Source organism: Streptomyces endocoffeicus, assembly GCF_016741935.1.
Classification (GTDB): Bacteria; Actinomycetota; Actinomycetes; order Streptomycetales; family Streptomycetaceae; genus Streptomyces; species Streptomyces endocoffeicus.
This window is the reverse complement of the sequence record NZ_JAERRG010000001.1, coordinates 550,046-575,470: the sequence shown is the minus strand read 5'-3', so window position 1 is coordinate 575,470 and position 25,425 is coordinate 550,046. Positions and strand designations below refer to the sequence as shown.

Here is a 25,425-nt window from a genome sequence, read left to right as displayed (position 1 = left end):
CTCATGCTCCGCTACGCACTCCGGCGTGTCCCCTCGGCCCTCGCGGTGCTCGCCATCGCATCGGTCGTGGTCTTCAGCGTGCTGCACCTGGCGCCGGGCGACCCCGCCGTGCTCGCCGCGGGCCCGGACGCCTCCGCCAAGACCGTGTCCGCCGTCCGGCACCAGCTGGGGCTGGACGCCCCGTTGCCCCAGCAGTATCTGACCTGGCTCGGCGGGGTGCTGACGGGCGACCTCGGCGACTCCTACGTACGTGGTGTGCCGGTCGCCACCCTGATCGGCAACGGCCTCGGCAACACCCTCGAACTCACCCTGGGCGCCATCGTCCTGGCGGTCCTGCTCGGTGGCCTGGCCGGGCTCGTCCTGGGCGTGGCCAAGGGCCGCCTCGTCCGCGGTGCGACCGCCGCGGCCACCGCACTGGCCTTCGCGATACCGCCGTACGTCAGCGGAGTGCTCCTGGTGATGGTGTTCGCCATCACCCATCGGATCCTGCCCGCGGGCGGCCATGTCTCCGTGCTCGCGGACCCGGAGATCGGGGTGCAGTACCTGATCATGCCGGCCCTCGCCCTGGCCCTGCCCGCCGCCGCCGTACTCGCCCGCTTCCTGTCGACATCGATCCGGCGGGTCTTCGGCGAGGACTACATCCGCATCGGCACGGCGAAGGGCCTGCGGCGGCGAAGGATCGTGCTGTGCCACGCGCTTCCGAACGCCCTGCCACCGGTGCTGACCGTCCTCGGCATCCAGATCGGCCAGATGCTCGGCGGGGCGATCGTGGTGGAGGCCATCTTCGCCTGGCCGGGGGTGGGCCAGCTCATCATCGACTCCCTCAAGAGCAGCGACTACTTCGTCGTTCAGAATCTGCTGCTCATCACGGTCACGGTGTTCGTCGTGCTGCAGACCGTGACCGATCTGCTGCACGCGGTCGTCGACCCCCGACTCAGGATGGAGTGAGCATGACCACCACCACCGCCACCACCGAGACACCGCCGACGGCCACCCCCACCGCCGCCGTCGTCCGTGGCGGAGGCTGGTCGCGGCTGCTGCACCGGCCGGTGCTGAGCATGGGCCTCGGGCTTGTCGTGGTGCTCGTTCTGGCCGGTGTGCTGGCCCCGCTGCTGGCGCCCGCCTCGCCGACACAGCAAGGGCCGCTCGCCCTCGCCCATCCGTCGGGCGCGCATCCGCTCGGCACCGACGAGTACGGCCGCGACCTGTTCTCCCGGGTGCTGTACGGGCTGCGCCAGGACGTGTTCGCCACCGTGATCGCCGTCCCGATCGGTGCCCTCGCCGGAATCCTCATCGGCCTCGCGAGCGGACTGGCCCGGTGGCTCGACACCGTCATACAGCGGCTGTTCGATGTGATGCTGTCGTTCACCGCGCTCATCGCGGGAGTCACCGTCGCAGTGATCATCGGCTCCGGGGGCACCGCGGTCATGGTGACCATCGCACTGGTCAACGTGCCGCTGTTCGGCCGGCTCATCCGGTCGTCGGTCGTCGGCGAACGCCAGCGCGACTACGTCGTCGCGGCCACGGCCATCGGCTCGGGCCGGGTGCGGATACTGGTGCGCCACATCCTGCCGAACGGCCTCGACCCGCTGATCGTCCAGTTCGCTCTCTCCATGTCGACCGCGGTCTTCATCGAGGGCGGGATGAGTTACGTGGGCCTCGGTATCCGGCCACCGTCCCCCTCTTTGGGCTCGCTCCTGCAGGGAAGCATGAACTTCCTCGCGCAGAACCCCTGGTACGCGATCGGTCCGATGGCCGCCGTCACCCTGCTGGTGCTGGGCTTCCAGCTCGTGGCCGATGGCCTCACCGCGAGCCTGCTGCGCCGCTGAACCGAAGCTTCCTCGGCGGGGTCCGCCCCCCTCTGCCGGAGGCGGGCCCCTCTGCCGGAGGAGGGCCCCTCCAACAGAGGGAGCGGACGGCTAGTGGGACGTCGGCGGTGGGAAGCGCAGGAGCGTGACCGAGTGTGCCGCGAAGGTCCAGTTCAGGGAGTCGCCCTTTGCCGTGGCGCGGGACTTTTTGATCGTGACGGCGTCGGGGTGTTCGTCGTTGTTGAAGTCGTCGTAGGACCTGCCCGCCACGACGGAGACGTCGACCGAACCGGCGTGCCGGAAACTCCCCAGGTCGACCCGGGACTTGACGCCTTCGTCAGGTGAGCGGTTGACGACGAGGACGCTGAGGACCCCGTCCTTGTCGACGGCGGCGGTGGTGACCAGCGCTTCGTAGGACGAGCCCAGCGGCGTCTCGCGGGTGGAGACCTCGGCGTTGCTCCTCACTTCGCTGGCCACGACATGTCCGCCGCCGTGGAAGAGGCCGCTCAGCTGCTCGCGCACGATCGCGTCGGGGGTGCGCACGAAGCTGGGCGCGCCGCCGAAGAGTGTCCGTGACAGTCCCGGCTTCTCCCCGATCAGGTCGTTGCTTGCGGTCCAGCGGACGCCGAGGTCGGCGAACCGGGCCCACTGGGACGCCATGTAGAGCGCGTGCGACATGGCGAAGGAGTACTGGGGATAGGCGTCGGAGTCGCGTTCTCCTCCGAAGAAGAGGGCGCCGCACTCGGACACCGCGACGTAGCCGTCATCCTTGCCGTGTTTCTGTACCAGTGCGGTGAGGTCGGAGACCATCTTGGCGGCGGCCGCGTCCCCGAGCATCTGGTAGTCGTGTCCGGCCTGTTTGTCCGGGAAGCTGGTGGCTTTGAGGTCTCGCTGGAAGTTGGTGTAGGGGTGGATGGCCATGCCGTCGTACTTGTCGGCGTGGCCGTGTTCGGCGAGGAGTTCGGGGAAGCTCTTCCCGCCCGCGAGCTTCCCCGCCTCGATGGGTGCCCAGACGGCGAGCACGTCGATCGTGGGATCGGCTGCCTTCATCTTGGTGTAGTAGTCGACGAATCCGGCGTGGGGACCGGAGTCGTAGTCGGCGGTGATCTTCGCCCCCTTCCGGGGGACCTCTCCGTGGTGGCCGTCGCCGAAGTGGATCGTGCCGTTGCTCGGGTCGAAGGTGTAGACGCGGTCGTCCGTCCCGGCCGAGGTGAGGTTGGCGACCTCGCGCCATGTGGTGTCATCGACGCGGATGGTCTGGGTCTTGGGGACGACGGGTGGGTACCGGACGGTGAAGGTCTGGTGGGGTTCGCCGTTGCTGACGGCGGCGGAGGGTCGGTGGTCGGTGGGGGTTCCGACGTGCTGGTGCTTTTGCCGTTGTGTGCCGCCGAAGGCGTACTGTCGCATGGCTTTGTCGTCATCGGCGCTCATCCAGTAGCGCTGGTGCTTGCCGAACAGTTCGTTGCCGATTTCCCAGTGGCGCACGCCGTAGGGCTCGGGGTGGCCGTTCTGCGCTCGGAGGTCGCCCCACTTCGTGCCCTGTGGTGCGTTCATGTACGCCACCCAGTCGGCGATCTCCTGCGGGGTCGAGTTGGCGAACGGCGCCATGATCTCCGGTGTGGCGCCGATCTGCCGGATGAAGGCCATGTACTCGTCCGGCCCGAACCGGCTGTCGACGGTGGCGCCCTGCTTTCCCTCGACCTGGTGGGTTCGGTCCGCTTGCGGACCTATGGCGCCCTTCCAGTTGAAGAGGTTGGAGGAGGTGCCGCCGGGGTACCGGCTCATCCCGATCCCCGACTTCTTGATCTTTGCGACGATGCCCGGGGCGGGGCGGTTGTGCTTGGAGTCCCACATTCCGTAGGCGTCGTCGTACCACTTGGCCCCGTTCACCCCGGTCATGTACGGGCTCACCTTGAACGATCTCCGCTGGGCGTCGATGGCGACGACCGGCACGCCATCCGAGCCGCTTGTCCCCTGCGCGTCATCGGGGGTGCATCCGGTGCCCATGGCACCGGCGGCCACCGCGGCCGCGCTGTACAGGAAGTGGCGTCGGCCTATCCCGTGCCGACGTGTCTCGCTCATGTCGTTCCTTCGAGAGTCTTCGCTTCTGCGGATCGCGTGCTCGCTGACCGGTGCCCACGTCGAGCAGGCCCACGCGGTGCGTTCCCGGCACCACCCAGAGTTAAATCAACCGCGCTTATTAAATGAGGTGCGCGCCAGCATCACAGGCGGACGCGGGGGGAGTCAAGGAGCAACTCCGCACCCCTGTCGCCCCTGGGTATTTACCTCTGGGCATTTACCTCTCACTGAGAGGTAAAGTGGAGACATGGCCACAGAGGAGTTCCCCGACTCGTTCGCCGACGTACTGGGCGGCGTCCAGCGGCTGATCCGGCGGCGGCTGCGGGCCGGGATGACGGAGCCGCGGCTGCGCGGTGCCCAGGTGGAGCTGTTGCGGCTGGTCATGGCCCACCCCGGGATCCGGGTGTCGGCCGCGGCCAAGGAGCTCTACCTCGCGGGCAACTCGGTCTCCACCCTGGTCAATCAGCTGGTGAAGGCGGGCTATCTGCACCGCGAGACCGACCCCGAGGACCGGCGCTCCGCCCGGCTGACGGCCACCCCCGCCGCCGAGGCCCGGCTGCGGGAGTGGCAGGCGCGGCGCGGCGCGCTGGTCCGCGAGCAGGTGGCGAAGCTGTCCGAGAGCGAGCGGGCGGCGCTGGCCGCGGCCGTTCCGGCGCTGCGCAAACTGGCCGAGAACCTTCATGAGGAGGTGGAAGGGATATGACCGACGTCCCGGAGAACACCGCTCCCGTCGCGCTCGCCTGCGAGGGCCTGCGATACGCGTTCGGGGAGACCAAGGCGGTCGACGACCTGGAGCTGACGGTCCGGGCGGGCGAGGTCTTCGGCCTGCTCGGCCCCAATGGAGCGGGCAAGACCACCGCGATCCGCTGCATCACCACCCTGCTGCCGGTCCCCGCCGGCATGGTGCGGGTGTTCGGGCACGACGCGGCGAAGGAGCGGATGGCGGTCCGCCGGCTGCTGGGCTACGTACCGCAGCAGCTGTCCGCCGACGCCGGGCTCACCGGCCGGGAGAACGTGGAGCTGTTCGCCCGCGTCTTCGACGTCACCCGGCGGGAGCGGGCCGACCGCGTGGCGCGGGTGCTGGAGGCGGTCGATCTCACCGCGGCGGCGGACCGGCTCGCCAAGACGTACTCCGGCGGCATGATCCGCCGCCTGGAACTGGCCCAGGCGCTGGTCAGCGCGCCCCGGCTGCTGATGCTGGACGAGCCGACGATCGGCCTGGACCCGATCGCCAGGACCAGTGTGTGGGAGCACATCAACGCGGTACGGGCGGCCACCGGGATGACCGTGCTGGTCACCACGCACTACATGGACGAGGCCGACCAGTACTGCGACCGGCTCGCGCTGATGCACCGCGGCCGGATCCACGCCCTGGGAACGCCCCATGAACTCCGCTCCGAGCTGGCCGGACGCCGCCGGGCGGAGGGCGAGGCCGATCCCAAGCCGACCCTGGAGGACGTCTTCCGCGACGTCGCCGGCAGCGGCCTCGACGAGCAGGGAGGAGATTTCCGCGATGTCCGAAGCACCCGTCGCACCGCGTCCCGGGTCGGCTGACGCCGCCGGGCTCGCGCCGGACGGCCGCCCCGATCCACTGCTGACCCCGCCGCGCGCCCGCACCGGCTGGCGGATGCTGCCCGCGCGGGTCGTCGCGATGTGTGTGGTCGAGCTCCAGAAGCTGCGGCATGACCGCACCGAGCTGTACACCCGGGCGGTCCAGCCCGCCCTGTGGCTGCTGATCTTCGGCGAGACCTTCACCCGGCTCAAGGCCATACCGACCGGCGGCACGCCGTACATCGACTATCTCGCACCCGGCATCATCGCCCAGTCCGCGATGTTCATCGCCATCTTCTACGGGATCCAGATCATCTGGGAGCGGGACGCCGGGATCCTCACCAAACTGCTGGTCACCCCGACCCCGCGAGCCGCCCTGATCACCGGTAAGGCATTCGCCTCCGGGGTGAAGGCGCTGATCCAGGCGGTCGTGGTGATCGCCATCGCGGCCCTGCTCGGGGTGGCGCTGACCTGGAACCCGCTGCGGCTCCTCGGGGTGGCCGTCGCGGTGATCCTCGGCTCGGCCTTCTTCTCCTGCCTGTCCATGACCATCGCGGGGATCGTGCTGACCCGCGACCGGCTCATGGGCATCGGGCAGGCCATCACCATGCCGCTGTTCTTCGGCTCCAACGCGCTGTATCCGGTGGCGCTGATGCCCGGCTGGCTCCAGGCCGTCAGCAAGGCCAATCCGCTGAGCTACCAGGTCGACGCGTTGCGTGGACTGCTGCTGGGCACCCCGCACCACCTCGCACTCGACTACGCCGTCCTGGTGCTGGCCGCGGCGGCCGGTATCACGGCGGCCTCCTCGCTCCTGGGGCGGCTGGCGCGCTGACCCGCTCGGTGTGCGCGGTGCCGCACACCGTACGGTCGCAGGGGCAGCGGCCATCAGCGATGCCCCATGAGCACGAGAGGAACACGCGGTGCGGTACGAGGACGGCTCCCCTTACGCCTACACCCCCGGCATCGGGGTGCCCCAGGGCGTCCAGGCGGTCAATGTCGGATGGCTGGAGCGGCAGGAGGAGTTCCCCCGCGGTGAGGTGCCGACGGAATTCGTCCACGCGCTCGCGGTCCTCTGCCGGGACAACTCCACCAACCGCATGCGGGGTTGGCAGAGCTGCACCCTCCCGCACCCGGAGGGAAAGCCGCCCTACCCCGTCGTGGTGAACGCCGACGGCACCGAGGTCACCCTCGGCAGCGCCGAGATCAGGCTGCTGGCCCGCGACGGCCGATGGCTCATCGCCCCCAATCTCGTCCTCCACTACGTCACCGCCCACGGCTACCTCCCGCCACGGGAGTTCATCGAGGCGGTGACGGCGAGGCGGGCGATCCCGGAACCGCCCTCCGGAATGCCGCGCTTCTAGCCATCGGCGGCCCAGCCATCGGCGGCCCAGCCATCGGCGGCTCAGCCATCGGCGGCCGTCGGGCCTCGTCCGCGCGGCGCGTCACGGACGCAGTCGTGCCCGGGCGAGTTCGGTGGCGGCGTCCGCGGTGGATACGCCCGTACGCCGTGAGCGGTCGATCACCTCGGCCACCCGGACACCGACTTGGCGGACGCGTGCCTCGGCGTGTGCGCTGTCGTGGCCGAGGAGCTGCTCCTCCAGGAAGATCAGGCCGCCGGCGTTCACACAGAAATCGGGTGCGTAGAGGATTCCGCGCGCCCGCAGCATGGCGGCGTGAGCGGGCGTGGCCAGGACGTTGTTGGCGCCGCCGGCGATGATGCGGCAGTCCAGCCGCGGCAGCGTCTCGTCGGTCACGACGCTGCCCAGCGCGCAGGGCGCCAGCACATCGCAGGTGACGGCCGGCGCCGCTTCCGGTGCGACGACCCGAGCGCCGTGCCGTGCCGCGACGGCGTCCGCCCGGCGGGGGTCGGTGTCCGCCACGATCAACTCCGCGGCCTCCGCGGCCAGCAGATCGGCCAGGGCCGATCCCACATTGCCCACTCCCTGGACGCATACCCGCACCCCGGCCAGGTCGCCGTCACCACCGGAGGCACGCAGGCAGGCGCGGATTCCCTCCAGCACCCCCAGCGCCGTCAGGGGAGAGGGATCCCCCGCCGCGCACACCGGCGAGGTCTCCCGCCCGATCACGCGGATGTCGGCCTGCGTGGTGCCGATGTCGTTGACCGGAATGAACCGCCCCCCGAAGGCCGCGAGGGCACGGCCGTGCGCCCGCAGCAGCCGTTCTTCCTTGTGGTGCGCCGGGTCGCCGATCATGATGCTCCAGCCCCCGCCCAGTCCCAGCCCGGCGGCCGCGGCCTTGAGCGTCATGGCCTCGGCCAGGCGCAGGCCGTCCAGCACGGCGGCGTCTTCGTCGGCGTACGCATGCATCCGTACCCCGCCCAGGGCCGGTCCGAGGGTCGTGTCGTGGATCACGACGACGGACCGGAGCCCGGTTTCCTCATCGCGCCAGAGCGCGACCTGCTCGAAGCCATCGGCATGGATCGGTGTCATCATGCCCGGCATTCTCACCGGTGGCACTGACAGGTGGCCGACGTCCCAGCTCCACCCGGACGTCCCGGCCGGCAGTCGCCCGTCGGCGGCTACCCGCAGCCGTCGGCTTCGGTGGGGCCCGGCTGGTTGACGCGTCGCCGCATCGCGGGGAGGTGGTTGGTGAGCAGGGCGATGCCGAGCATGTTGACCAGGGCGAGGGCCGCCATCGGGATCCAGGCGGCGGCCGGTCCATGGGCGAGAAGTGTGGTCATGAGGGCGGGTGTGACGACGTCGCCGATGCTGAAGGCCATTTGGGAGAGCGAGTTGTACCGGCCGCGACTCGCCGCCGTGGCACAGTCGTTGACGATGGGGGACACGATCAGGCTCTGGACGAGTTCGCCGAGGGTCACCAGGACGACCGCGGCGAGAGCGAGGCAGACGCCGAAAGCCGACGGCACGTACGCGCAGCAGAGCACCGCCATGAACGCACAGCCGACGATGGCCTGCGAGGCTATGAGTCCGCCGCTTCGGCCGCGCCCCGTGATGGCGGCGCCGACGGGTGTGGCGCCCACCGCGCCGAGTACGGCGTTGACCGCGAGGACGGTGCCGGGTATCCACGGCGGTAGGTGCACCGTGTCGACCAGGAAGACGGGAACACCGAGGCCGAAGGCGAGGGAGAGCAGCGCGAGGCCGAAGTTGAGTACGACGAAACCGAGGAACGGCCGGTCCCGGAGGGTGCTCGCCCAGCCGCTCGTGGGGGCGTGTGCTGAGGGGGCGTGTGCTGAGGGGGCGTCGTGTTCTGGTGTGGTGTCGGCGGGAACGGGGCGAGTGCCGCCTGAGGTGTCGAGCCGTGTCAGGATCGCCGCCACGGCGAACGACAGGGCGTTGACGGCGACGATCGCGGTGTATCCGGTCGACCCGCCGATCGAGACGGCGAGACTCGCGCCGAGAGCCCCGGCGCCGAGTCCCGCATGGCGCAGCGAGGTGATCAGGGCGAACCAGGACTCCTGGCGCTTCCCCTCGGCGACGTCATGCACCAGCGCCGGATAGGCCACCCAGAATGCCGAGTTGCCCAGCTGTACGACGACCGCGGCGATGAGCAGCTGGCCGAAGGAGTCCACCAGGAGGTAGTTGAAGAACCCGACCGCCTGGGTGAGGTTGGAGACCACCACCGTGTTCCGCGCGCCGAACCGATCGCAGAACATTCCGGCACCAGGTGTCGCCGGAATGCGCACCAACGCCGCGATGGACAGGGCCAGTCCGACCCTGCCGAGGGTCAGGTCGGTCGTGGCGGTGAAGTAGAGGATGGAGAACGGCAGGAAGAGGCCGGTGCCCAGGGCATCGATGGACAGCGCGGAGAACAGGCGCCGGTGGCCACGAGCGTCGGGGAGCCATGCGCGCACCGCGAAACCCTTCGGGACGTCCCAGCCGCACCGCGGTGCATGCGACCCCGCCCCGAAAAGGGCAAGATGAGCAACGTATGAAGGGCCTGATCGGCTGTCAAGCCCCGCGAAACGTCAGGTGCCGATCGCTTGTGGATAGCTGAAGAAGTTGGCCGGGTCGTACGTCCGGTTCACCCGGACCAGCCGGTCGTAGTTCGCCCCGTAGTAGGCCCGCCGCCAGTCCTTCAGGGTCGGATCCGGGAAGTTCTGGTAGGAGTGCGGAGGAGGCGTACCGCCGAAAACGGCGTGGTAGAACTCGGGGAGCCACTGAAGATTCGCCGTGGCCACGCCGGGCGGGTCGTAGTCCGCCCACGAGGTCTCGGCGGCGAGGATGAACACGCCGTTGCGGTGGACGAACGCCGTCGCGTCCGGCGGCACTTGGTTGATCTCGCCACCGAGGGCGAACATGGCGAGCCCGGCTCCGTCCTCGTTGTTGCTGCCAGGCCATTCCAGCAGTTGCTCGGCGGCGGCGGCGACCTGGTCGTCGGTCAGGAGCGTCCGGGGGGTCAGCACCGCCGACTTGGTGGCGAACTGCTGGACCGGCGTCGTGGCGCTCAGCAGCACGCTCGCCTCACCCGGAGTGACCTCGCGGACCGACGCGTTGTTGGCGGCCCGCTCCTCGGCCGTGCCGATGGCGAGCAGCGGAGCCAGGATGTCGCGCAGCTCCGCCAGGTCGCCGTAGTACTGGCCGATGGCGTTGACGCCCGCGTTGGCGCGGATCTCGTCCCTGGTGAGCCCATGAGTTCCCATGCCGACGCGGAGATGGAACCGCTTGTCGTGCAGGGTGTCCACGGCGATCCGTTGCGCGGCGGCCATCACCGGCACCGCCGAGTCCAGACTCCAGCTCAGCTGGTAGAAGCCCACGTTGCCCTGGAACCGCTCGTACTGGAACGTAAAGGAGGTGTTGACACCGAAGTTGTTCCCCGCGCCGCCGCGGCAGCCCCAGAACAGGTCGGAGTGCGAGTCCTGACTGGCCTCCACCACGTCGCCGTCGGCCAGTACCACGTCCGTCGAGAGCAGCCGGTCGCAGGTCAGGCCGAACATCTTGTCGCTGAAGCCGATCCCGCCGCCGAGCACCAGCCCGGCCACCCCGACCGTGGGGCAGCGGCCGGTCGGCACGAACATGCCGCGGTCCTCCAGCATCGGGTGCAGATCGCCGTTGGTGACCCCGGCCCCGACGGTGACGGTGCCCGCATCGTGAACGACCTTGATCCGCCCGTACGTCCGGGTCCGGGAGCGGGGGCCCGGCGCCGGGGTGGAGTCGATGCTCTTCATACGGGCCATGTTGAGCAGCAGACCGGTGGTGGCGGAGTACCCGGCGTAGTTGTGGCCCAGCCCGGTACGGGGCACGGCGGGCAGCCCCACCGTACGGGCCCAGCGGACCGCCGTACTGACGTCCCTGGTGCTGCCGCACGCCACGATTCCCGCCGGGCGGATCCCGGCGTACCGATGGTTGAACGGAAGCGCCAGCGGCGGGTAGCCGGAATCCCCCGGCCGGTAGAGGGTGGAACGCGACGACAGCGCCTGGTCCAGCAGCTCCCAGTCCCGCCGGCTGACCCGCTCCGCCACCTCGGGTGGTGGCGTGGCGGCGGCGGGCGGTGACTGCGAAGCCACCATCTCCGTGCCCAGAACACCGACCGTGCCTGCCCGCAGTACGTTCCGTCTGTTGATCAACGTGGCTGCCCTCACAAGACGCGCTTCGGAGACGCGATCGCCTCCGCCCGCGCCAAGTCAACCGGCCCTTGGTCCGCACAGCCGTGAATCGGCCTCCGCCGACAGGCCCGCAACCCGAAAGGATGCCGACCTGCCGCTGAATGCCCCGGCCGGTACGAAGAACGAGCTCGGCCGATCAGGGGCTCCACCAGACCCAGGACATCTCGGCCTTGCGGCGGCACGCGCGGGCCCTGTCCGGCTGCCCCAGTTGCTCCAATGCCTGGCCCAGCACACTCAGGATCGACCCGCGGCGCCACTTGTTGCCGATGGAGCCGAGAGCCAGTGCCTGCTCGGCATGTGTGGCCGCCTCGGCCGGGTGGTTCGACGCGAGATACACCTCGGCCAGCCGGGCGTGGGTGGATCCCTCCCAGAGCCGTTGCCGGTTGTCGCGGAAGGTGCTGAGCGCCGCCAGTAGTTCGCCCACCGCCGCGGCATGCCGTGCAGCCCGGTGCAGAGCGATTCCCAGGGCGAGCTGGCCATTGGCGATGCGCCAGGTGCTGCCCAGGCTCCGCCGGAGGTCGACTCCCTGTGTGGCGAGGTCGACGGCGCTGTCGGCCCGGCCGGTGGCGGCGTGTACACGGGAGAGGTTGGACAACACACTGGCCACGCAGGCGAGGTTGCCGTCGGCCCGGAAGCCGCGCAGTGCCTCGCGGAGGTGTGCTTCCGCGTCGTCGTAGCGCTGCTGGTAGATCGCCACGACGCCGCGTACGTTCAACGCGTGGCAGGCGGTGGTCAGGTCTCCCGCGGCGGTCGCGAGCAGGCCCGCGCGGCGGGCCTCGTCGTCGGCCTGCTGCTGGCCCCTGGTGACGGGGAACATCCCCGCCAGCGCAAGGCGGGCCCGGCCCTCCGCGGCCGTGTCCCCGGCGATGTGGGCGGCGTTGCCCACCGAACGGGCCGCCGCCTCGTACTGGAGGTAGTGCGTACCGGACTCGACCAGGTCCCGGGTGACCAGAAGGAGGTCCGCCGCGCGGCGAACGGCACCTCGCTCCAGGGACTTGGCGCCTTGCTGGGCGCAGGTGAGGAGGCAGTCCGCCTCGCTGAGGAGCCAGTCCAGCGCGGTGCGGGCGTCCGGGAAGTCCGGCCCGGGGTACTCGGTGGGCATCAGGTGGTCGACGAGCCGGTCTCCCGGTCGGCCCATGGCGTACACGCGTGCCGCCGAGGCCACATAGAAGTCCCGCATGCGCGACATCGCGGCCGCTCGGCCCGCCGGCGGTTCATCCCGCTCGGCGCGGTCGCGCGCGTAGATGCGAACGAGGTCGTGGTAGCGGTAGCGGCCGGGCTCGGGCGAATGCAGCAGGCTGGTATCGACGAGTGATTCGAGTAATCGCTCGGCCTCGCTCGTGGTGACGCCGAGGACGGCCGTGGCCGCGGCCAGGGAGATGTCCGGTCCATAGGTGAGTGCGAGCAGCCGGAAGGCCCGTGCCTGCGAGGGCCCCAGTTGTGTGTATCCGAACTCGAAGCTCGACTTGACGGCCAGGTCCCCGGCCCGCAGTTCGTGCAGGCGGCGGTGGGCGTCGGCCAGGCGGTCGGTCAGGTTGCGCACGGTCCAGGCGGGGCGGGTCGTCAGCCGGGCGGCGGCGATCCTGATGGCCAGGGGCAGATAGCCGCAGGCGGCGACGGCCTTGCGGCAGGCGTGGGGCTCGGCCGCGGCCCGCTCGTCGCCGATGATGCGGGTGAACAGGGCCAGCGCCTCGGGCTGGTCCATGATGCTGAGGTCGACCACACGGGCGCCGTCGAGCCCGGACATCGGGGTGCGGCTGGTGATCAGCGTGGCGCAGCTCGGCGAGCCGGGCAGCAGCGGGCGGACCTGTGCCGTGTCGTGGGCGTTGTCCAGCAGGACCAGCACCCGGCGGTCGGCCAGGACCGAGCGGTACAGCGCCGCCCGCTCGGGCAGCCCCTCCGGGATCTCCGCGGGCGGGGTGCCCAGCGCACGGAGGAAGGTGCCCAGTACGGCCGCGGGATCCGCGGGCTGGGCGTTGTGGCCGATGAGATCGACGAACAACTGCCCGTCGGGGAACCGCTCCCGGACCGCCTGCGCGACGCACACGGCCAGAGCCGTCTTGCCCACCCCGCCGAGTCCCTGCACCACGGAGATCGCCATCACCGTCCCCTGGGCGAGCCGCAGCCGCTTCCGCAAGGTGTCCATGACGGCGGCGCGTCCGGTGAAGTCGGCGAGCTTCGCCGGGAGTTGAGCCGGACGTGGCGCGGGTGTGGCCGTGGGTACGGCTTTGCTCCCGGCCGGGAGCCTCCGTGGCCCGGCGAGCGAGGGGTCGGCGCGCAGGATGCGCTGATGGAGCCGGGCGAGTTCCGCGCCGGGTGCCACGCCGAGTTCCTCGGACAGGAGGCGGCGGGTGTCGGTGTACACACCCAGCGCCTCCGCCTGCCGGCCGCTCCGGTAGAGCGCCGTCATCAGCAGCGTGCGCAACCGCTCCCGCAGCGGGTGCTCCGCGGTCAGCGCGGTCAGCTCCGACACCGCGTCGGTGTGCAGGCCCAGTTCCAGGTCGAGATCGAGGCGCGCCTCCAGCAGGGTCAGGCGCCACTGCTCCAGACGGGCGCGCTGGGCCTCGGCGTACGGGCCGGGCACTCCGGCCAGCGGCTGCCCCTCCCACAGCTCCACCGCCATGTGCAGCAGCTGCCGCGCCCCGGTCAACTCCCCTTCCGCCCTGGCACGTTTCGCTCGTGCCTCGTAGTCCTCGCACACCGCGAGGTCCAGTGCCCCGGGCCGTATCCGCAGTGCGTACCCTCCCGCCTCCGACACCAGTACGCCGGGCCCCAGCGCTCGGCGAAGACGGAAGGCGTGGGTGCGTAAGCTGGCGATCGCCTGAGGTGGCGGGGTGTCTCCCCACACCCCGTCGACCAGCTCGCTCGCGGTGGCGGTGCGTCCCCGCAGCAGGAGCACACACAGCACGGCGCGCTCCAGCGGCCTGAGGACCGGGGGCGCCTGCTCACCACGCCAGACGCGAACGGGCCCCAGTACGGCGAACCGCGACGCCGAGCCCGTGCCACCGGATGCCGATGGGCCACGGTGCCGCTGGGGGAGGGGGAACCCGAGGTGTTCCAGTGACGCGCCGAACATGTCCTCCAGCACACGTTGGCTTGACGGCCCCGGGTACGGCGGATCAGGCTCACACCACCGGTGGAATTGCCGGGCCGATACCTGCTCCGGCTCTCCCAGACGGGCGGCGACGTTGGCGTAGACCGCGAGAAACACCGCGGGGTGACTCCACTGACGCCCTTCGCACAGTCGCCCGAATGCGGTTTGCCCCAATGCCGCCACGCCCCGGTGTCGCCGATTTCGTTCTGCCGGACCCTCGAAAACACCGTAGTCCCAGGCTGAACCACTCGCAGCACACAACCGGCCGAAAGTCTGCCGCAAAACTACCGCCCACCCGGGGAATTTCGCAATCCGCTTGAACGCCTATTCGATCGGGCGGGGGTTCCGTGCGTTTTTCTGCCTAGACTTCCGCCGTGAACGACACCACACACACCATACGGATCAGACCGGGCGATCCGGCCGACGCGCCAGCGGTGCTGGACATGCTCGACGGCGCAGTGGTCTGGATGAACGAGCGCGGCAACACCGAGCAGTGGGGCACGATGCCGTACTCGCAACGGCCCGGCGGAGTGGCGCGGGTCGAGCGGTATCTCACCGAGAACGCCCCATTCATCGCGGAGTTGGACGGGATACCCGTCGGAGCCCTGGTGCTGGACTCCGGGCCCAGCCCGCAGATGCCGATCGCCCCGGCCGGCGAACCCGAGCGATATGTGCGGCTGCTGGTCTCCGACCGACACCACGCCGGCCGGGGCATCGGGGCGGCGCTGCTGGCCCATGCCGAGGAGGAGACCCGGCGCGCCGGCGTGGAGCTGCTGCGGGTCGATTGCTGGGCGGGCGGCGGGGGCGAACTGGTCGCGTTCTACGAGCGCAACGGTTTCATTCCCACCGAGCGTTTCCTGTCCGGGGCATGGCCGGGGCAGGTGTTGGCGCGGCGGGTCGGCTGATGTGTGCGGGGCGCCGCCCCATAAGGCCGGCTGAGGCCGGCGCCCCGGGCCCCGTTACTCGCCGTCCGCTTCGGCGGCCGGGCGGGGGCCGCCGAAGCCGTGGGCGGAGAGATCGAACCAGTTGCCCTCCGGGTCGATGGCCCGGTACTCGGCGAACGGGCGGTTGGTGAAGCGCTCGGCGGGCTCATCGGCGCCCGAGTCGACCAGAGCGGCGGATATCCCGGATGTGTCGGCGACATGGAAACCGAAGTGGTTCATGCCCAACGGGGTGTCGCCGTCGAGTTGATGCTTGATCAGCGCGAGGGTGAGATACCCGTCGGAGAGGAAGCAGCTGCCATCGGGATCCCGGTGGAAGAGCTCCATCTCGAAGATTCCGCTGTAGAACTCGGCCAGTTTCTCGGGGTCGCGGGCGACAATGGCCAGATGCCGCAATGTGGGCCTGTCCGGGGTGGACGCGTCAGACATGGGCAATTCCTCCAGCGGTCGGAATCCGGCGGAGTGGCCGGGCGGGGGTGGGAATCGTGATGGTCATCGGCCTCACACCCCGGCCATGGCCCGGGTCCGTATCCGCAGCGGGAGTTCGGCGCACGGAAGGTGAGGGCTCTCGGGTGGGGGCGGCGCCCAGGCGGCGAGGGCGTGGTACATGACGTCGCCGCGACGTTCCAGGTAGCAGATGAGGTTGACGGGCCAACCGGTGTTGCCGAAGACGTGCTGGTCCATCGGGGTCGGGCGCTCGCTGAGGATGAACCGCCGCTCCTCCGGTGGGCCGATGCGATGCCAGTCGGGGTGCATATGTACGGATCCCAGGATCTCCAGACCGTCGGCTTCGGCCTCGCGCGAGGCCCTCAGCAGGTCGTGGGAGTCGATCCACCAGCCACGTGTCTCGTTCTCGTACGCCGGGCCGAACAGCGGCACGATCGACTCGGTGAACTCACGGCGCGCGGCCGGGTCGGTGGTGCGGGCATTGCGGCCGAACGCGACGCGCTCGACGGTCAAGGTCGCCCGGTCCGCCGAACCCACGAGGAGAGCGAAGCACGGCAGCGGTGTTTCGGAGGTGATGCGCTGGTACTCACCGACGGCCACCTCGAGGAATTCATCGAGCGCCTGATCCTCTACCAGGACCGTACAACATTCACCTAATTGCGACGCGCGCATGTCAAACCACCTATGGGGGTGTGGATGCCGAATGCGGTGGGGGAGCGGAGCCGTCGTACTGTACCCCGGTATTCTTTTGGACTCAAACGGCATGTCTGGACTTCCGGCATCCATCGACTTCGGCCCTGACCGGGCCCCGCGCGCATGGGCCCGCCTGGTCAGCGGGTGAAGCACTCCCGGGCGCGGTGGAGTCTCGGTTCGAAACAGACCCGCAGCTTGGTGGGGTCCGCGCCGTCGACCATGGGTGTGAAGACGTAGTCCTCCGCGTCGTAGGCGTCGGTGACCTCGGCCCGCTGCGGCCTGCCGCCGTCAGCCGATACCTCGATGACGTTTCCGATGTGCGAGTGCCAGATCCGCGCCCATGCGGCGGAGCACGCCGCGCTGTATCTGAACTCCAGCCGCGCGCCGGTGGAGGTGCGGAGCGGCGGGCCGAGCGCGCGGACCCGTGCGGGTGCGCCGCAGCCCATCAGGCCCGGGTCCTTGCCGGCACAGCCCTGGGCGTGGCAACCGGGGGCCGGTGGCGCGGTGGACGAGGGTTCGTGCGCCGCGGAGTCCTTCGGTCCCGTGTTCGCCAGGACCGTCACCCACGCCGCTGCCACCGCGGCCCCGACCACACACGCGGCCACGCCGACAGCGGCCCATCCGCGCAACCCGGGGCGCCTGCCGTGTCGTTGATCCGGCTCGGCCGGACGCGGCGACCGGCCATGGTTGCCCATGACATCGGGCTCCGGCGCTTGTACGGCCGCGGGGCGCGGCGGGCTGCCTGCCCGGCCGCTCCACTCGCCATCGGCCAGCTCCCACAGCGCCAACAGGCGTCCGGGCGGCTCTCCCGCCATCGTGCACAGCGTTTCGACGGCTTGGCGCGGGGCGAGTTGCTTGCCGTTGAGATAGCGCTCCCAGGAGGACTTGCTGTAGGTGGTGCGCTCGGCGAGCGCCGCCATGCTCAGGCCCGTGCGCGTCCTGAGCTCGCGCAGCCCGGTGGCCAGGCGGGTGCAGGCGGACGCGGTGGCGGGCGGTGTGGTGTCCTTCATCGTCGCAGCACCTGCCAGGTGTGCGGGCCGACGATGCCGTCGGGTGGCAGCCCGGACCTCTTCTGCAGTCGTTTGACGGCCCGAGTGGTGTGCTCCCCGTAGACGCCGTCGGCGCCGCCGGGATCGAGGCCCAGGTGGTGCAGGAGGCACTGGGCTTCGACGACGTCCCATCCCGGCTGGGAGAGGACGGCGGTGCGGGTGGTGCTGTAGCCCGCGTAGCTCCGTCCGTGCTCCCGCTCGACGGCGCAGGGGTAGGTCTTCCCCGGCCGGTAGGCGAAGGTGCCGTGTGAGGCCCCGGCCGCCGCGCCGCGCTTGGTCCCGGCCGTGTCCGTCCCGCTGTCCCCTCCGTCCTTCCAGGGCGCGGCGATCAGCACTCCGACGAGCAGCGCGCCGAGCGCCACGGCCGCGCAGACGCCGATCAGCACTCCACGGCGTACGCCCCTCGGCTCCGGCGCGTCCGCCGGCGCTCGCCGGCCGTCCGCCGTCGGTACGTCCGCCGCCGCTCTCTCCCGCCACGCGGCCTCGGCCACCTCGTGGAGCACCAGCAGGCGGGTCGGCTCGACGCCGCCCACCCGGGCCAGTTCCTCCACCGCCTGCCGTGGCGGCAGGGCCTTCCCGTTGAGGTAGCGCTCCCAGGAGGAGCGGCTGTAGCCGGTCTTGGACTCCAGCGACGACAGTCCCAGCCCGCTACGGTCCTTCAACCGGCGCAACTGCACAACCAACTGCCGGACCCGGTCGTCGAGCGAATCCGGTAATGGCCTCCAACGCGACATGTTCCACCCCATACGCATTGAGTCCCGCGAGCCCGGATTATCCACCTCCCGCGAGCTCTGGTCCGGCCGCTTTAAGCCCTCTTGGTTCTCCGTGGCCTGCCCCGCCGCACGCCTCTCGGCCGGTGTGCGCCGCGGATCCCGGCCCAGCGCGTCCCGGCGGTGCGTCCTCGCGGGCGGTATCCGCGCAGGTCAGCGCGTGGGACGTCCCCCGAACTCGGCAATGCGCCGCGGGCCCTGGCAGGTGGCCGCGGTGGGTCGGCAGGCTCGGTACCGCAAGTCGGGCGGCGCGGTCCACCCCGCGCCGCCCTCACCACCCACCAGGACGGCGGTCCGCCCTCCACGGGGGGAAGGACGGACCGCCGTCCGCGCATGAGTGGGAGAGGTGTCTGATCAGAGGAAGCTGACACCCTGGGCGAGGGAGAGTTCGCTGGAGTAGTTGATGGTGTTGGTGGCCGAGCGCATATACGCCTTCCAGGCGTCGGATCCGGACTCCCGGCCGCCACCGGTGTCCTTCTCGCCGCCGAAGGCACCGCCGATCTCGGCTCCGGAGGTGCCGATGTTGACGTTGGCGATGCCGCAGTCGGAGCCCGCGGCGGACAGGAAGATCTCGGCTTCCCGCTGGTCGCGGGTGAAGATGCTGGACGACAGGCCCTGGGGGACGTCGTTGTGCAGCGCGATCGCCTCCTCGAGGGTGTCGTAGATGAGGACGTACAGGATCGGGGCGAAGGTCTCCTCCCGTACGACGTCCGTCTGCGCGTCGACGCGGACGAGGACCGGCTCGACATAGGCGGCCGCGGGGGCGGCCCCGGCCAGGCGCCGGTTGCCGCCCGCCAGGACCTTGCCGCCTTGGGCCTGGACGCGGGTGAGGGCGCTGTTCATGGAGTCGAGGGCCGCGGCGGAGACGAGCGGGCCGACCAGCGTGGTGTCCTCGAACGGATTGCCGATGGGGAGCTTGCCGTAGGCGGCGGTCAGCCGCTGGACGAGGGTGTCCGCGATGTCGCGGTGGACGATGAGGCGGCGCAGCGTCGTACAGCGCTGGCCCGCGGTGCCCGCCGCGGCGAAGACGATGCCCTGGATGGCGAGGTCGAGATCGGCGGACGGGGCGACGATCGCCGCGTTGTTGCCGCCGAGTTCCAGCAGGCTGCGGCCGAAGCGGGCGGCGACGCGGGGGCCGACCTCGCGGCCCATGCGGGTGGAGCCGGTCGCGCTGACGAGCGCGACGCGCGGATCGTCGACGAGCTTCTCACCGACCGCGCGGTCGCCGAGCAGGAGACGGTGTACGTCGCGGTCCGCGCCGACCTCGCCGGCGGCCCGGCCGAGCAGGTGGTCGCAGGCCAGGGAGATCAGCGGGGTGAGCTCCGAGGGCTTCCAGATCACGGTGTCGCCGCAGACGAGGGCGACGGCGGTGTTCCACGACCACACGGCGGCGGGGAAGTTGAAGGCGGAGATGACGCCCACCACGCCGAGCGGATGCCAGGTCTCGGCCAGCCGGTGGCCGGGGCGTTCGGAGGCGATCGTACGGCCGTACAGCTGCCGGGACAGGCCGACCGCGAAGTCGCAGATATCGATCATCTCCTGGATCTCGCCGAGCGCCTCGGAGCGGATCTTGCCCGCCTCGATGGTGACGAGGTCGGCCAGGTCGCTCTTGTGCGCGCGCAGCAACTCACCGAGGCGGCGCACGAGTTCACCACGGCGCGGCGCGGGCGTGGTGCGCCAGGTGAGGAAGGCCGTACGGGACGCCGCGATGGCGTCTTCGGTGTCGGCGTCGGTGGCGGCCGTGAGCCCGAAGAGGTTCTCGCCGGTGAGGGGCGTGCGGGCGGAGAAGTCGCCGCCCTCGGCCACATCGACGCCGATGTTGTCGAGGGCGGTACGGGCGCGGGCGCGCAGGTCCTCAGTGGTGGGCAGTGCGGTGCTGGTCATGGCGGTCCTCCGGGAGTGAGGGGTCAGCTGGGGGTGCCGGTGAGGCCCAGCTCATGGGCGACGTGTGCGAGGGAGGCGTTCTGCTGCCGCGCGTAGAGGGCGAAGGGGTCCAGGACGTCGCGGCCGATGGCGCCGGAGAGCCAGTCCGCGTCGTACGCCGTGCCCTGCTGGTCGCAGTGGCGGGTGCCCGCGCCGCTGAGGTTGGACTGGAAGATCCCGGCCGCGGAGCGGGGCAGGAAGTCCTCGTAGACGATGGGCTCGGCCCGCACCCAGCCCTGCCGCAGCAGTTCGCCGACGCCGGTGGGCGGCCTGCCGCCGTCGCGGGGCCGGTCGGGGTGGCGGTGGTAGGTGAAGTAGGCCAGTCCCTTGGCGGCGAGTTCCTGTTCGCTGCCGGGCAGGTGCCGCTCCCATACGGCGCGGGCGATCTCACCCCGGGAGGCCGAGGGGTTCTGGGACGCCTGCTCGTCCACGCGGCCGAGGAGTTCGTCGTAGCGGGCGCGGCCCTCGCGGGTGAGGGCGATGCCGCGGGCCTCGACCTCACCGAAGCGGACCCGCAGGGCGCCGCTGATGACACCGCCGTCCGGGGTGCGCATCGCGCGGGGTTCGGCCAGGGCCCGGAAGGAGGTCTGCCGCAGCAGCACATCGGGGCCCTGCCAGGCCGGCGGGCCCTGGATGGTGTCGATCATCTCGATGCCGCGGTCGGTCATGCGCCGGTAGAGCTCGTCGATGTCGAGGACGCGCGGGGTGAGGTGGTTGATGTGGGTGCTGCGCACACCGCCGATGTCCGCGGCCACGGCGGAGATCCGCTCCAGGGTCTCGTACCAGCTCTTGTCGACCGGCTCGGCGGACAGCTCGAACGCCCCCACGGCGAGGTGCAGAAACCGCTCGGCCTCCTCCTGGGGCAGCTCCCGCTCGGCGGTGGCACGGTCGGCCAGCGCCAGCAGCTCGGGGGGAAAGAGTTCGCGGTCCGCGAGGAAGGCTTCCAGGCGCGAGCGCAGCTCGGCGTCGAAGAATCGGGGGTCGGCCGGGGTGAGCATGGAGGTGAACACCCGGAAGGGATTGCGTGCCAGTTCCTCGCCGTCCACCGGCCGGAAGGCGGTGGAGACGACGGGGACGGCGCTGGCCGCGGCCTCCCGCAGGTCGTAGAAGCCCACCGGGTGCATGCCGAGGGCGCCGAAGATCCGGGCCACTTGCCCCAACTCCCGTGGCGTGCCGACCCGGATGGCCCCGTGCCGCTCGGCGGTCACCCGGCTGATGGACCCGAGACGTGTCGCATCGGCTCCCCGCGCGCGCAGGACGTCCTCGTTGACCTCGCGCGAGACGTCCACGAGCGTGGTGTAGGCGGGAACCTCCTGCCCGTACATCTCCGACAGCCGCGCCGCGAACGCGGCCCTCAGCTGCCATTGGCTGAGCGTTGACATGGGTCGGCCTTTCGATCGGGGTTCACGGTTCACACCACATGTGCTTCGGGGCGGGTCTCGGCGCCGTGGTGGAACCGGTCGGCGCTGAGCGGGGAGATGTCGGTGAACGGCTCCCGCTCCAGGTACAGATCGCGCACGACCTCGCCGACCGCGGGTGCCTGGAGGAAGCCGTGGCCGGAAAACCCGGCCGCGTAGAGGAAGTTGGGCAGCTCGCCGGAGCGGCCGATCAGCGCGTTGTGGTCCGGTGTGACCTCGTACAGACCGGCCCATCCGCCCGCGGTCGCCAGGCCGGCCAGGGCCGGGGCGCGGTGGCGGGCGACGGTGCGGAACAGCTCCAGCCACTCCGGGGTCCAGGTGGTGTCGAAACCGTCCTCCTGGCCGGGGTCGGCCATCCCCAGCAGCAGACCGTCCTCGCTGTTGTGGAAGTAGGCGGTCGAGGAGAAGTCGATGGTGAACGGGATGCGCGGGGCGGGCGGTGTGATCGGCGCGGTGAACGCCAGCTGCCGCTTCACCGGCCGGACCGGGAGATTGACGCCGGCCATCTCCCCGATCCGCGCCGACCAGGCCCCCGCCGCGCAGATCACGGTCGAGCACGCGATGCGGCCGTGGCTGGTGTGCACACCGACGACCCGGTCCCCGGCCGTGTCGAGGCCGGACACCGCGGTGTGGGTGGCGATGGTGACACCGGCCCGGGCCGCCGCCCTGGCGTACCCCTGGACGACAAGACCGGGGCGGGCGTGTCCGTCGGCGGGGGAGTACGCGGCGGCGACGAGGCCGTCGGTGCTGAGGTAGGGACACAGGCGCTGGGCCTCGTCGGGGCCGATCATGCGGCTCGGCACGCCCAGGGTGTTCTGGAGCCGCACCCCGGCCTCGAAGTCGCTCGCCTGCTGTGCGCTGTCGAGCAGGAAGAGGTAGCCGACGGTGTCGAGCCGGATGTCGGCGCCGGGCCGGTAGCGGAACTCCCGGTAGGCACGCAGGCTGCGGCTGCCCAGCTCGATGTTGAGCGGATCGGAGAACTGGGCGCGCACGCCGCCGATCGGTTTGCCCGAACTGCCGCGGCCGAGGTCGCCGCGCTCGACGACGACGATGTTCGTCACCCCGGCCTCGGCGAGGTGAAACGCGGTGCTCGCACCCATCACGCCGCCACCGACGATCACGACATCGGCGGAGGCGGGAACGGTGCGGAAGGCGGAGGCGGACAACAGACGACTCCCTTCCAGAGGCCACCTCGCCGGACGAGGACGGGGCCACGCCCGGGGCGGCAGGGGTGTCAGGACAGAGCGATGCCGATCAGCTATCTCCGCGTCATCGTGCAGCACACAAACGTTGACGTCTATCAACGGTCCATGCTTCTGATCTTTTAGGATCCCTATATGGACTGGACGAGTGCGCAGCTGCGTTCGCTGGTGGAACTGACCAGACGCGGCACCATCACCGCGGTCGCGGAGGCCCTGGGATACACGCCCGGTGGGGTATCGCAGCAGATCACCGCGCTGGAGAAGGCCACCGGCATGCAACTGCTGCGGCGGGTGGGACGCCGCGTGGAACTCACCGACGCCGGGGCGACCCTGGCCCTGCACGCCGAGCGCATCCTCACCACGGAGGCCGAGGCCGTCGAAGCGCTGGAGCGCACCCGGAACGAGATCTCCGGGACGCTGCGGATCGGGCTCTTCGCCACGGCCGCCGCCGAGATCCTGCCGCCCGCCCTGCGGCAGGTGCGCGAGACGCACCCCGGCGTGACCGTGCGCAGCCGGGACATGGACGTGGACGAGGTGTACGACGCGGTGGCCGGTGGAAGCGTGGACCTGGCGCTGGGGCTGGACTACCCGGATGTGCCCATCCCGCGGGATCCGTCCCTGCGGGTGCGGGAGCTGTCCCGGGAACGCTTCTCGCTCGCGGTACCCACCGGGACCATGTCCGGTCAGTCCGGCAGGTCCGGTCGGCAAAGGGTCTCGCTCGCCGACACCAGGGACCTGGGATGGATCGTGCCGTCAGTCGCCAGCTATTACGGCCGCGCCGTGCTCACCGCCTGCCGCCGCGCCGGTTTCGAACCGCAGGTGCTGCACGAAGTGACGGACACGGCCGCCACCCTGGCCCTGGTCGAGGCCGGTGTCGGGGTCAGCGTGGTGACGGATCTGATGCTCCGGCTGCGCCCGTCCTGTCTCGATGTCCTGGAGCTGCACGAGACGATGGAACGCCACATCGTGGTGGTGTGCCGCTCCTTCGCCGAGCACCGGCCGACGGTGGCCGCGCTGGTGGATGTGCTGGTGGAGGTGTTGCGAACCTCGGCGGGCTGGCGGCCGCCCGGGGGTCAGCAGCACAGCGGGAACACGCTTCTCACCCGCTGACGAGGCCGCGAAAGGGCCCAGGTTTTCTTGGTCTCAGGGGCGCAAGTTGTCGCGCTGCTGCGTCTTTCGGGCGCGGCGGACCCTGGGTGATGGTTTCAGGCCAGTGGTGACCCGCACCACGTCGGTGGCCCGTCGTGCTGCCGCTTGTCTGCCATGGAGCCAGCCATGTCCCCCAACCACACCCCCAAGCCCGGGCTTCCCGCCCTCCTGGGAAGAGGCCCCCAGGGGATCTTCCGACGCACCCTCCCCTCCGAGCAGTTCGCGGGCGAGCGCATGGTGCGCACCCTCGGGCTCACCCAGCTGACGATGATCGGCGTCGGCGCGATCATCGGAGCCGGCATCTTCAGCCTGGCGGCGGCCGTCGCCAGGGATGTCGCCGGTCCCGCCGTACTGATCTCGTTCCTGGTCGCCGGAGCCGCGTCGCTGTGCGCGGCCTTCGCGTACGCGGAGTTCGCCGGCATGGTGCCGAAGGCGGGCTCCTCCTACACCTACTGCGCCGCGGTCCTCGGGGAGGTCGTGGGCTGGATCGTGGGGTGGGACCTCCTCCTGGAGTACACCGCCATCGTGGCCGTCGTCGCGATCGGCATGTCCGGCTACCTCGGCTTCCTCCTGGACGCCGTCGGCATCCACCTGCCCACCTGGGCACTGGGGGCTCCCGGCACCGGTACCGGCCATCGGATCGACCTGCTGGCCGTGGCGATCTGTCTGGCCGTCGCCTGGCTGCTGACCCGTGGCACCCGTACCTCGGCCCGCGTCGAGACCGTGCTGACCATCGTCAAGATCGCCATCGTTCTCGTGGTGATCGTGGTGGGCTTCACCAAGGTCGACAGCGGGAATCTCACCCCGTTCGCGCCCTTCGGACTCGGCGGGGCCTTCACCGGCGCCGCCACCGTCTTCTTCGCCGTCTTCGGCTACGACGCGCTGAGCACCGCCGCCGAGGAGTCGGTGGAGGCCCGCGACAAGCTGCCCAAGGCCATGATGCTGTCGCTGGGCATCTCCATGGTCCTGTACGTGCTGGTGTGCGTCGTGCTCACCGGCATCCAGCACTACAGCGAGCTCAACCCGAACAGCGGCATCTCCAGCGCCTTCGCCGGCGTGGGGCTGAACGGGCTGGCCAACGTCATCGCCGTCGGAGCGGTCATCGGCATCGTCACCGTGACGTTCTCCTTCATGATGGGCGCCTCGCGCCTGTGGTACGCGCTCAGCCGGGACGGACTCATGCCGGCGTGGTTCGGCGCCATCCACCCCAAGCGCAAGGTGCCGCACCGTGCCACCTGGATCATCGGCATCGTCTCCGCCGTGCTCGCGGGCGTGCTGCCCATCAACGCGGTGGCGGAACTGACCAACATCGGAGTCCTGCTGGCCTTCATGGTGGTCTGCGCGTCGGTGCTGATCCTGCGCTACCGGAAGCCGCACCTCAAGCGCGCGTTCCGATGCCCCGGGATGCCGGTGGTGCCCGTCCTCGGCATCATCTTCTCCGGCTGGCTGATGTCGTTCCTGCAGTGGGAGACCTGGGTGCGGCTGGGGGCGTGGCTCGTTGCCGGGCTGGTCATCTACGGCGCCTACGGCTACCGGCGCACCCGCCAGGTGATGCCCGGAGGGTCCGTGGACCTGGACACTCTGGACACCCTGGACGACCTCGACACCCTGGACGACCTGGCCGACACCGAGGATCCCGAACCGCGCACCCTGGGGGCCTAGGGTCCTTCTGACGGATCTCCGCGGCGTCGCGACGCCCGGCACGCACTCTCGCCGC

At 70.7% G+C, this 25,425-nt stretch carries 20 protein-coding genes and 1 pseudogene; 9 read left to right on the top strand and 12 right to left on the bottom strand.

The window, feature by feature from the left end; translation table 11 throughout:
* Positions 1 to 3: 3 nt before the first annotated feature.
* Together JK364_RS02560 and JK364_RS02555 are read left to right on the top strand one after the other, a co-directional pair.
* Positions 4 to 948: an ABC transporter permease gene (locus tag JK364_RS02560; RefSeq protein ID WP_201847031.1), complete on the top strand. Its 945-nt coding sequence runs from the start codon at positions 4 to 6 to the stop codon at positions 946 to 948.
* Positions 949 to 950: 2 nt separating this feature from the next.
* Positions 951 to 1,829 (top strand): ABC transporter permease, encoded by an 879-nt coding sequence (locus JK364_RS02555; RefSeq protein ID WP_201847029.1) that lies wholly within the window; start codon positions 951 to 953, stop codon positions 1,827 to 1,829.
* Between the two features lie 90 nt (positions 1,830 to 1,919).
* On the opposite strand, the gene JK364_RS02550 is transcribed toward JK364_RS02555, so the two are convergent.
* A complete protein-coding gene (locus JK364_RS02550; RefSeq protein WP_201847027.1) occupies positions 1,920 to 3,890 on the bottom strand; it encodes an alpha-L-arabinofuranosidase family protein in 1,971 nt (656 codons plus the stop codon).
* 244 nt (positions 3,891 to 4,134) lie between these two features.
* Between JK364_RS02550 and JK364_RS02545 the strand changes: the two genes are divergently transcribed.
* From JK364_RS02545 to JK364_RS02530, 4 genes are all read left to right on the top strand, one after another.
* A complete protein-coding gene (locus JK364_RS02545) occupies positions 4,135 to 4,590 on the top strand; it encodes a MarR family winged helix-turn-helix transcriptional regulator (protein WP_201847025.1) in 456 nt (151 codons plus the stop codon).
* A complete protein-coding gene (locus JK364_RS02540) occupies positions 4,587 to 5,441 on the top strand; it encodes an ABC transporter ATP-binding protein (protein ID WP_201847023.1) in 855 nt (284 codons plus the stop codon). The genes JK364_RS02545 and JK364_RS02540 overlap by 4 nt, the downstream gene beginning before the upstream one ends.
* Entirely contained in the window at positions 5,401 to 6,270 is an 870-nt protein-coding gene (locus JK364_RS02535) for an ABC transporter permease (RefSeq protein ID WP_201847021.1), read from the top strand. Before JK364_RS02540 ends, JK364_RS02535 begins: the two co-directional genes overlap by 41 nt.
* A gap of 88 nt (positions 6,271 to 6,358) precedes the next feature.
* Complete coding sequence (locus tag JK364_RS02530; RefSeq protein WP_201847019.1) at positions 6,359 to 6,799, top strand: DUF7919 family protein; 441 nt, start codon at positions 6,359 to 6,361, stop codon at positions 6,797 to 6,799.
* Between the two features lie 81 nt (positions 6,800 to 6,880).
* Here the strand turns inward: JK364_RS02530 and JK364_RS02525 are convergent, their stop codons facing one another.
* From JK364_RS02525 to JK364_RS02510, 4 genes are all read right to left on the bottom strand, one after another.
* The gene (locus JK364_RS02525; RefSeq protein ID WP_201847017.1) at positions 6,881 to 7,891 is read right to left on the bottom strand and encodes a Glu/Leu/Phe/Val dehydrogenase family protein; all 1,011 of its coding nucleotides are present in this window, start codon (positions 7,889 to 7,891) and stop codon (positions 6,881 to 6,883) included.
* A gap of 86 nt (positions 7,892 to 7,977) precedes the next feature.
* Positions 7,978 to 9,270 carry an MFS transporter gene (locus JK364_RS02520; RefSeq protein ID WP_201847016.1) on the bottom strand — a complete coding sequence of 431 codons (1,293 nt, stop codon included), beginning with the start codon at positions 9,268 to 9,270 and terminating at the stop codon, positions 7,978 to 7,980.
* Positions 9,271 to 9,384: 114 nt separating this feature from the next.
* The gene (locus JK364_RS02515; protein ID WP_230991272.1) at positions 9,385 to 10,926 is read right to left on the bottom strand and encodes an FAD-binding oxidoreductase; all 1,542 of its coding nucleotides are present in this window, start codon (positions 10,924 to 10,926) and stop codon (positions 9,385 to 9,387) included.
* A 232-nt stretch (positions 10,927 to 11,158) separates the two neighbouring features.
* Complete coding sequence (locus JK364_RS02510) at positions 11,159 to 14,098, bottom strand: AfsR/SARP family transcriptional regulator (RefSeq protein ID WP_201847014.1); 2,940 nt, start codon at positions 14,096 to 14,098, stop codon at positions 11,159 to 11,161.
* Between the two features lie 461 nt (positions 14,099 to 14,559).
* On the opposite strand from JK364_RS02510, the pseudogene JK364_RS02505 reads away from it, so the two are divergent.
* Positions 14,560 to 14,946 (top strand): annotated as a pseudogene (locus tag JK364_RS02505) (GNAT family N-acetyltransferase); the annotation flags it as partial.
* Positions 14,947 to 15,075: 129 nt separating this feature from the next.
* Here the strand turns inward: JK364_RS02505 and JK364_RS02500 are convergent.
* The 7 genes from JK364_RS02500 to JK364_RS02470 form a co-directional block, all read right to left on the bottom strand.
* The gene (locus tag JK364_RS02500) at positions 15,076 to 15,486 is read right to left on the bottom strand and encodes a VOC family protein (RefSeq protein WP_201847011.1); all 411 of its coding nucleotides are present in this window, start codon (positions 15,484 to 15,486) and stop codon (positions 15,076 to 15,078) included.
* A 72-nt stretch (positions 15,487 to 15,558) separates the two neighbouring features.
* Positions 15,559 to 16,176, bottom strand: coding sequence for an MPN domain-containing protein (locus tag JK364_RS02495; RefSeq protein WP_201847009.1), 618 nt, complete (start codon positions 16,174 to 16,176; stop codon positions 15,559 to 15,561).
* 158 nt (positions 16,177 to 16,334) lie between these two features.
* Positions 16,335 to 17,207 (bottom strand): helix-turn-helix domain-containing protein, encoded by an 873-nt coding sequence (locus tag JK364_RS02490; protein WP_201847006.1) that lies wholly within the window; start codon positions 17,205 to 17,207, stop codon positions 16,335 to 16,337.
* Positions 17,204 to 17,980, bottom strand: a complete 777-nt coding sequence (locus JK364_RS02485; RefSeq protein WP_201847003.1) for a peptidoglycan-binding protein — start codon at positions 17,978 to 17,980, stop codon at positions 17,204 to 17,206. The genes JK364_RS02490 and JK364_RS02485 overlap by 4 nt, the downstream gene beginning before the upstream one ends.
* Before the next feature lie 390 nt (positions 17,981 to 18,370).
* A complete protein-coding gene (amaB, locus tag JK364_RS02480) occupies positions 18,371 to 19,900 on the bottom strand; it encodes an L-piperidine-6-carboxylate dehydrogenase (protein ID WP_201847000.1) in 1,530 nt (509 codons plus the stop codon).
* A 23-nt stretch (positions 19,901 to 19,923) separates the two neighbouring features.
* On the bottom strand, positions 19,924 to 21,321 hold the full coding sequence (gene hglS / locus JK364_RS02475; RefSeq protein WP_201846998.1) for a 2-oxoadipate dioxygenase/decarboxylase: 1,398 nt from the start codon (positions 21,319 to 21,321) through the stop codon (positions 19,924 to 19,926).
* A 29-nt stretch (positions 21,322 to 21,350) separates the two neighbouring features.
* On the bottom strand, positions 21,351 to 22,523 hold the full coding sequence (locus JK364_RS02470) for an NAD(P)/FAD-dependent oxidoreductase (protein ID WP_201846996.1): 1,173 nt from the start codon (positions 22,521 to 22,523) through the stop codon (positions 21,351 to 21,353).
* 171 nt (positions 22,524 to 22,694) lie between these two features.
* Here JK364_RS02470 and JK364_RS02465 point away from each other — a divergent pair, with 171 nt between their 5' ends.
* Entirely contained in the window at positions 22,695 to 23,669 is a 975-nt protein-coding gene (locus JK364_RS02465) for a LysR family transcriptional regulator (protein ID WP_201846994.1), read from the top strand.
* 273 nt (positions 23,670 to 23,942) lie between these two features.
* Positions 23,943 to 25,370 carry an amino acid permease gene (locus tag JK364_RS02460; RefSeq protein WP_230991442.1) on the top strand — a complete coding sequence of 476 codons (1,428 nt, stop codon included), beginning with the start codon at positions 23,943 to 23,945 and terminating at the stop codon, positions 25,368 to 25,370.
* Positions 25,371 to 25,425: the final 55 nt, after the last annotated feature.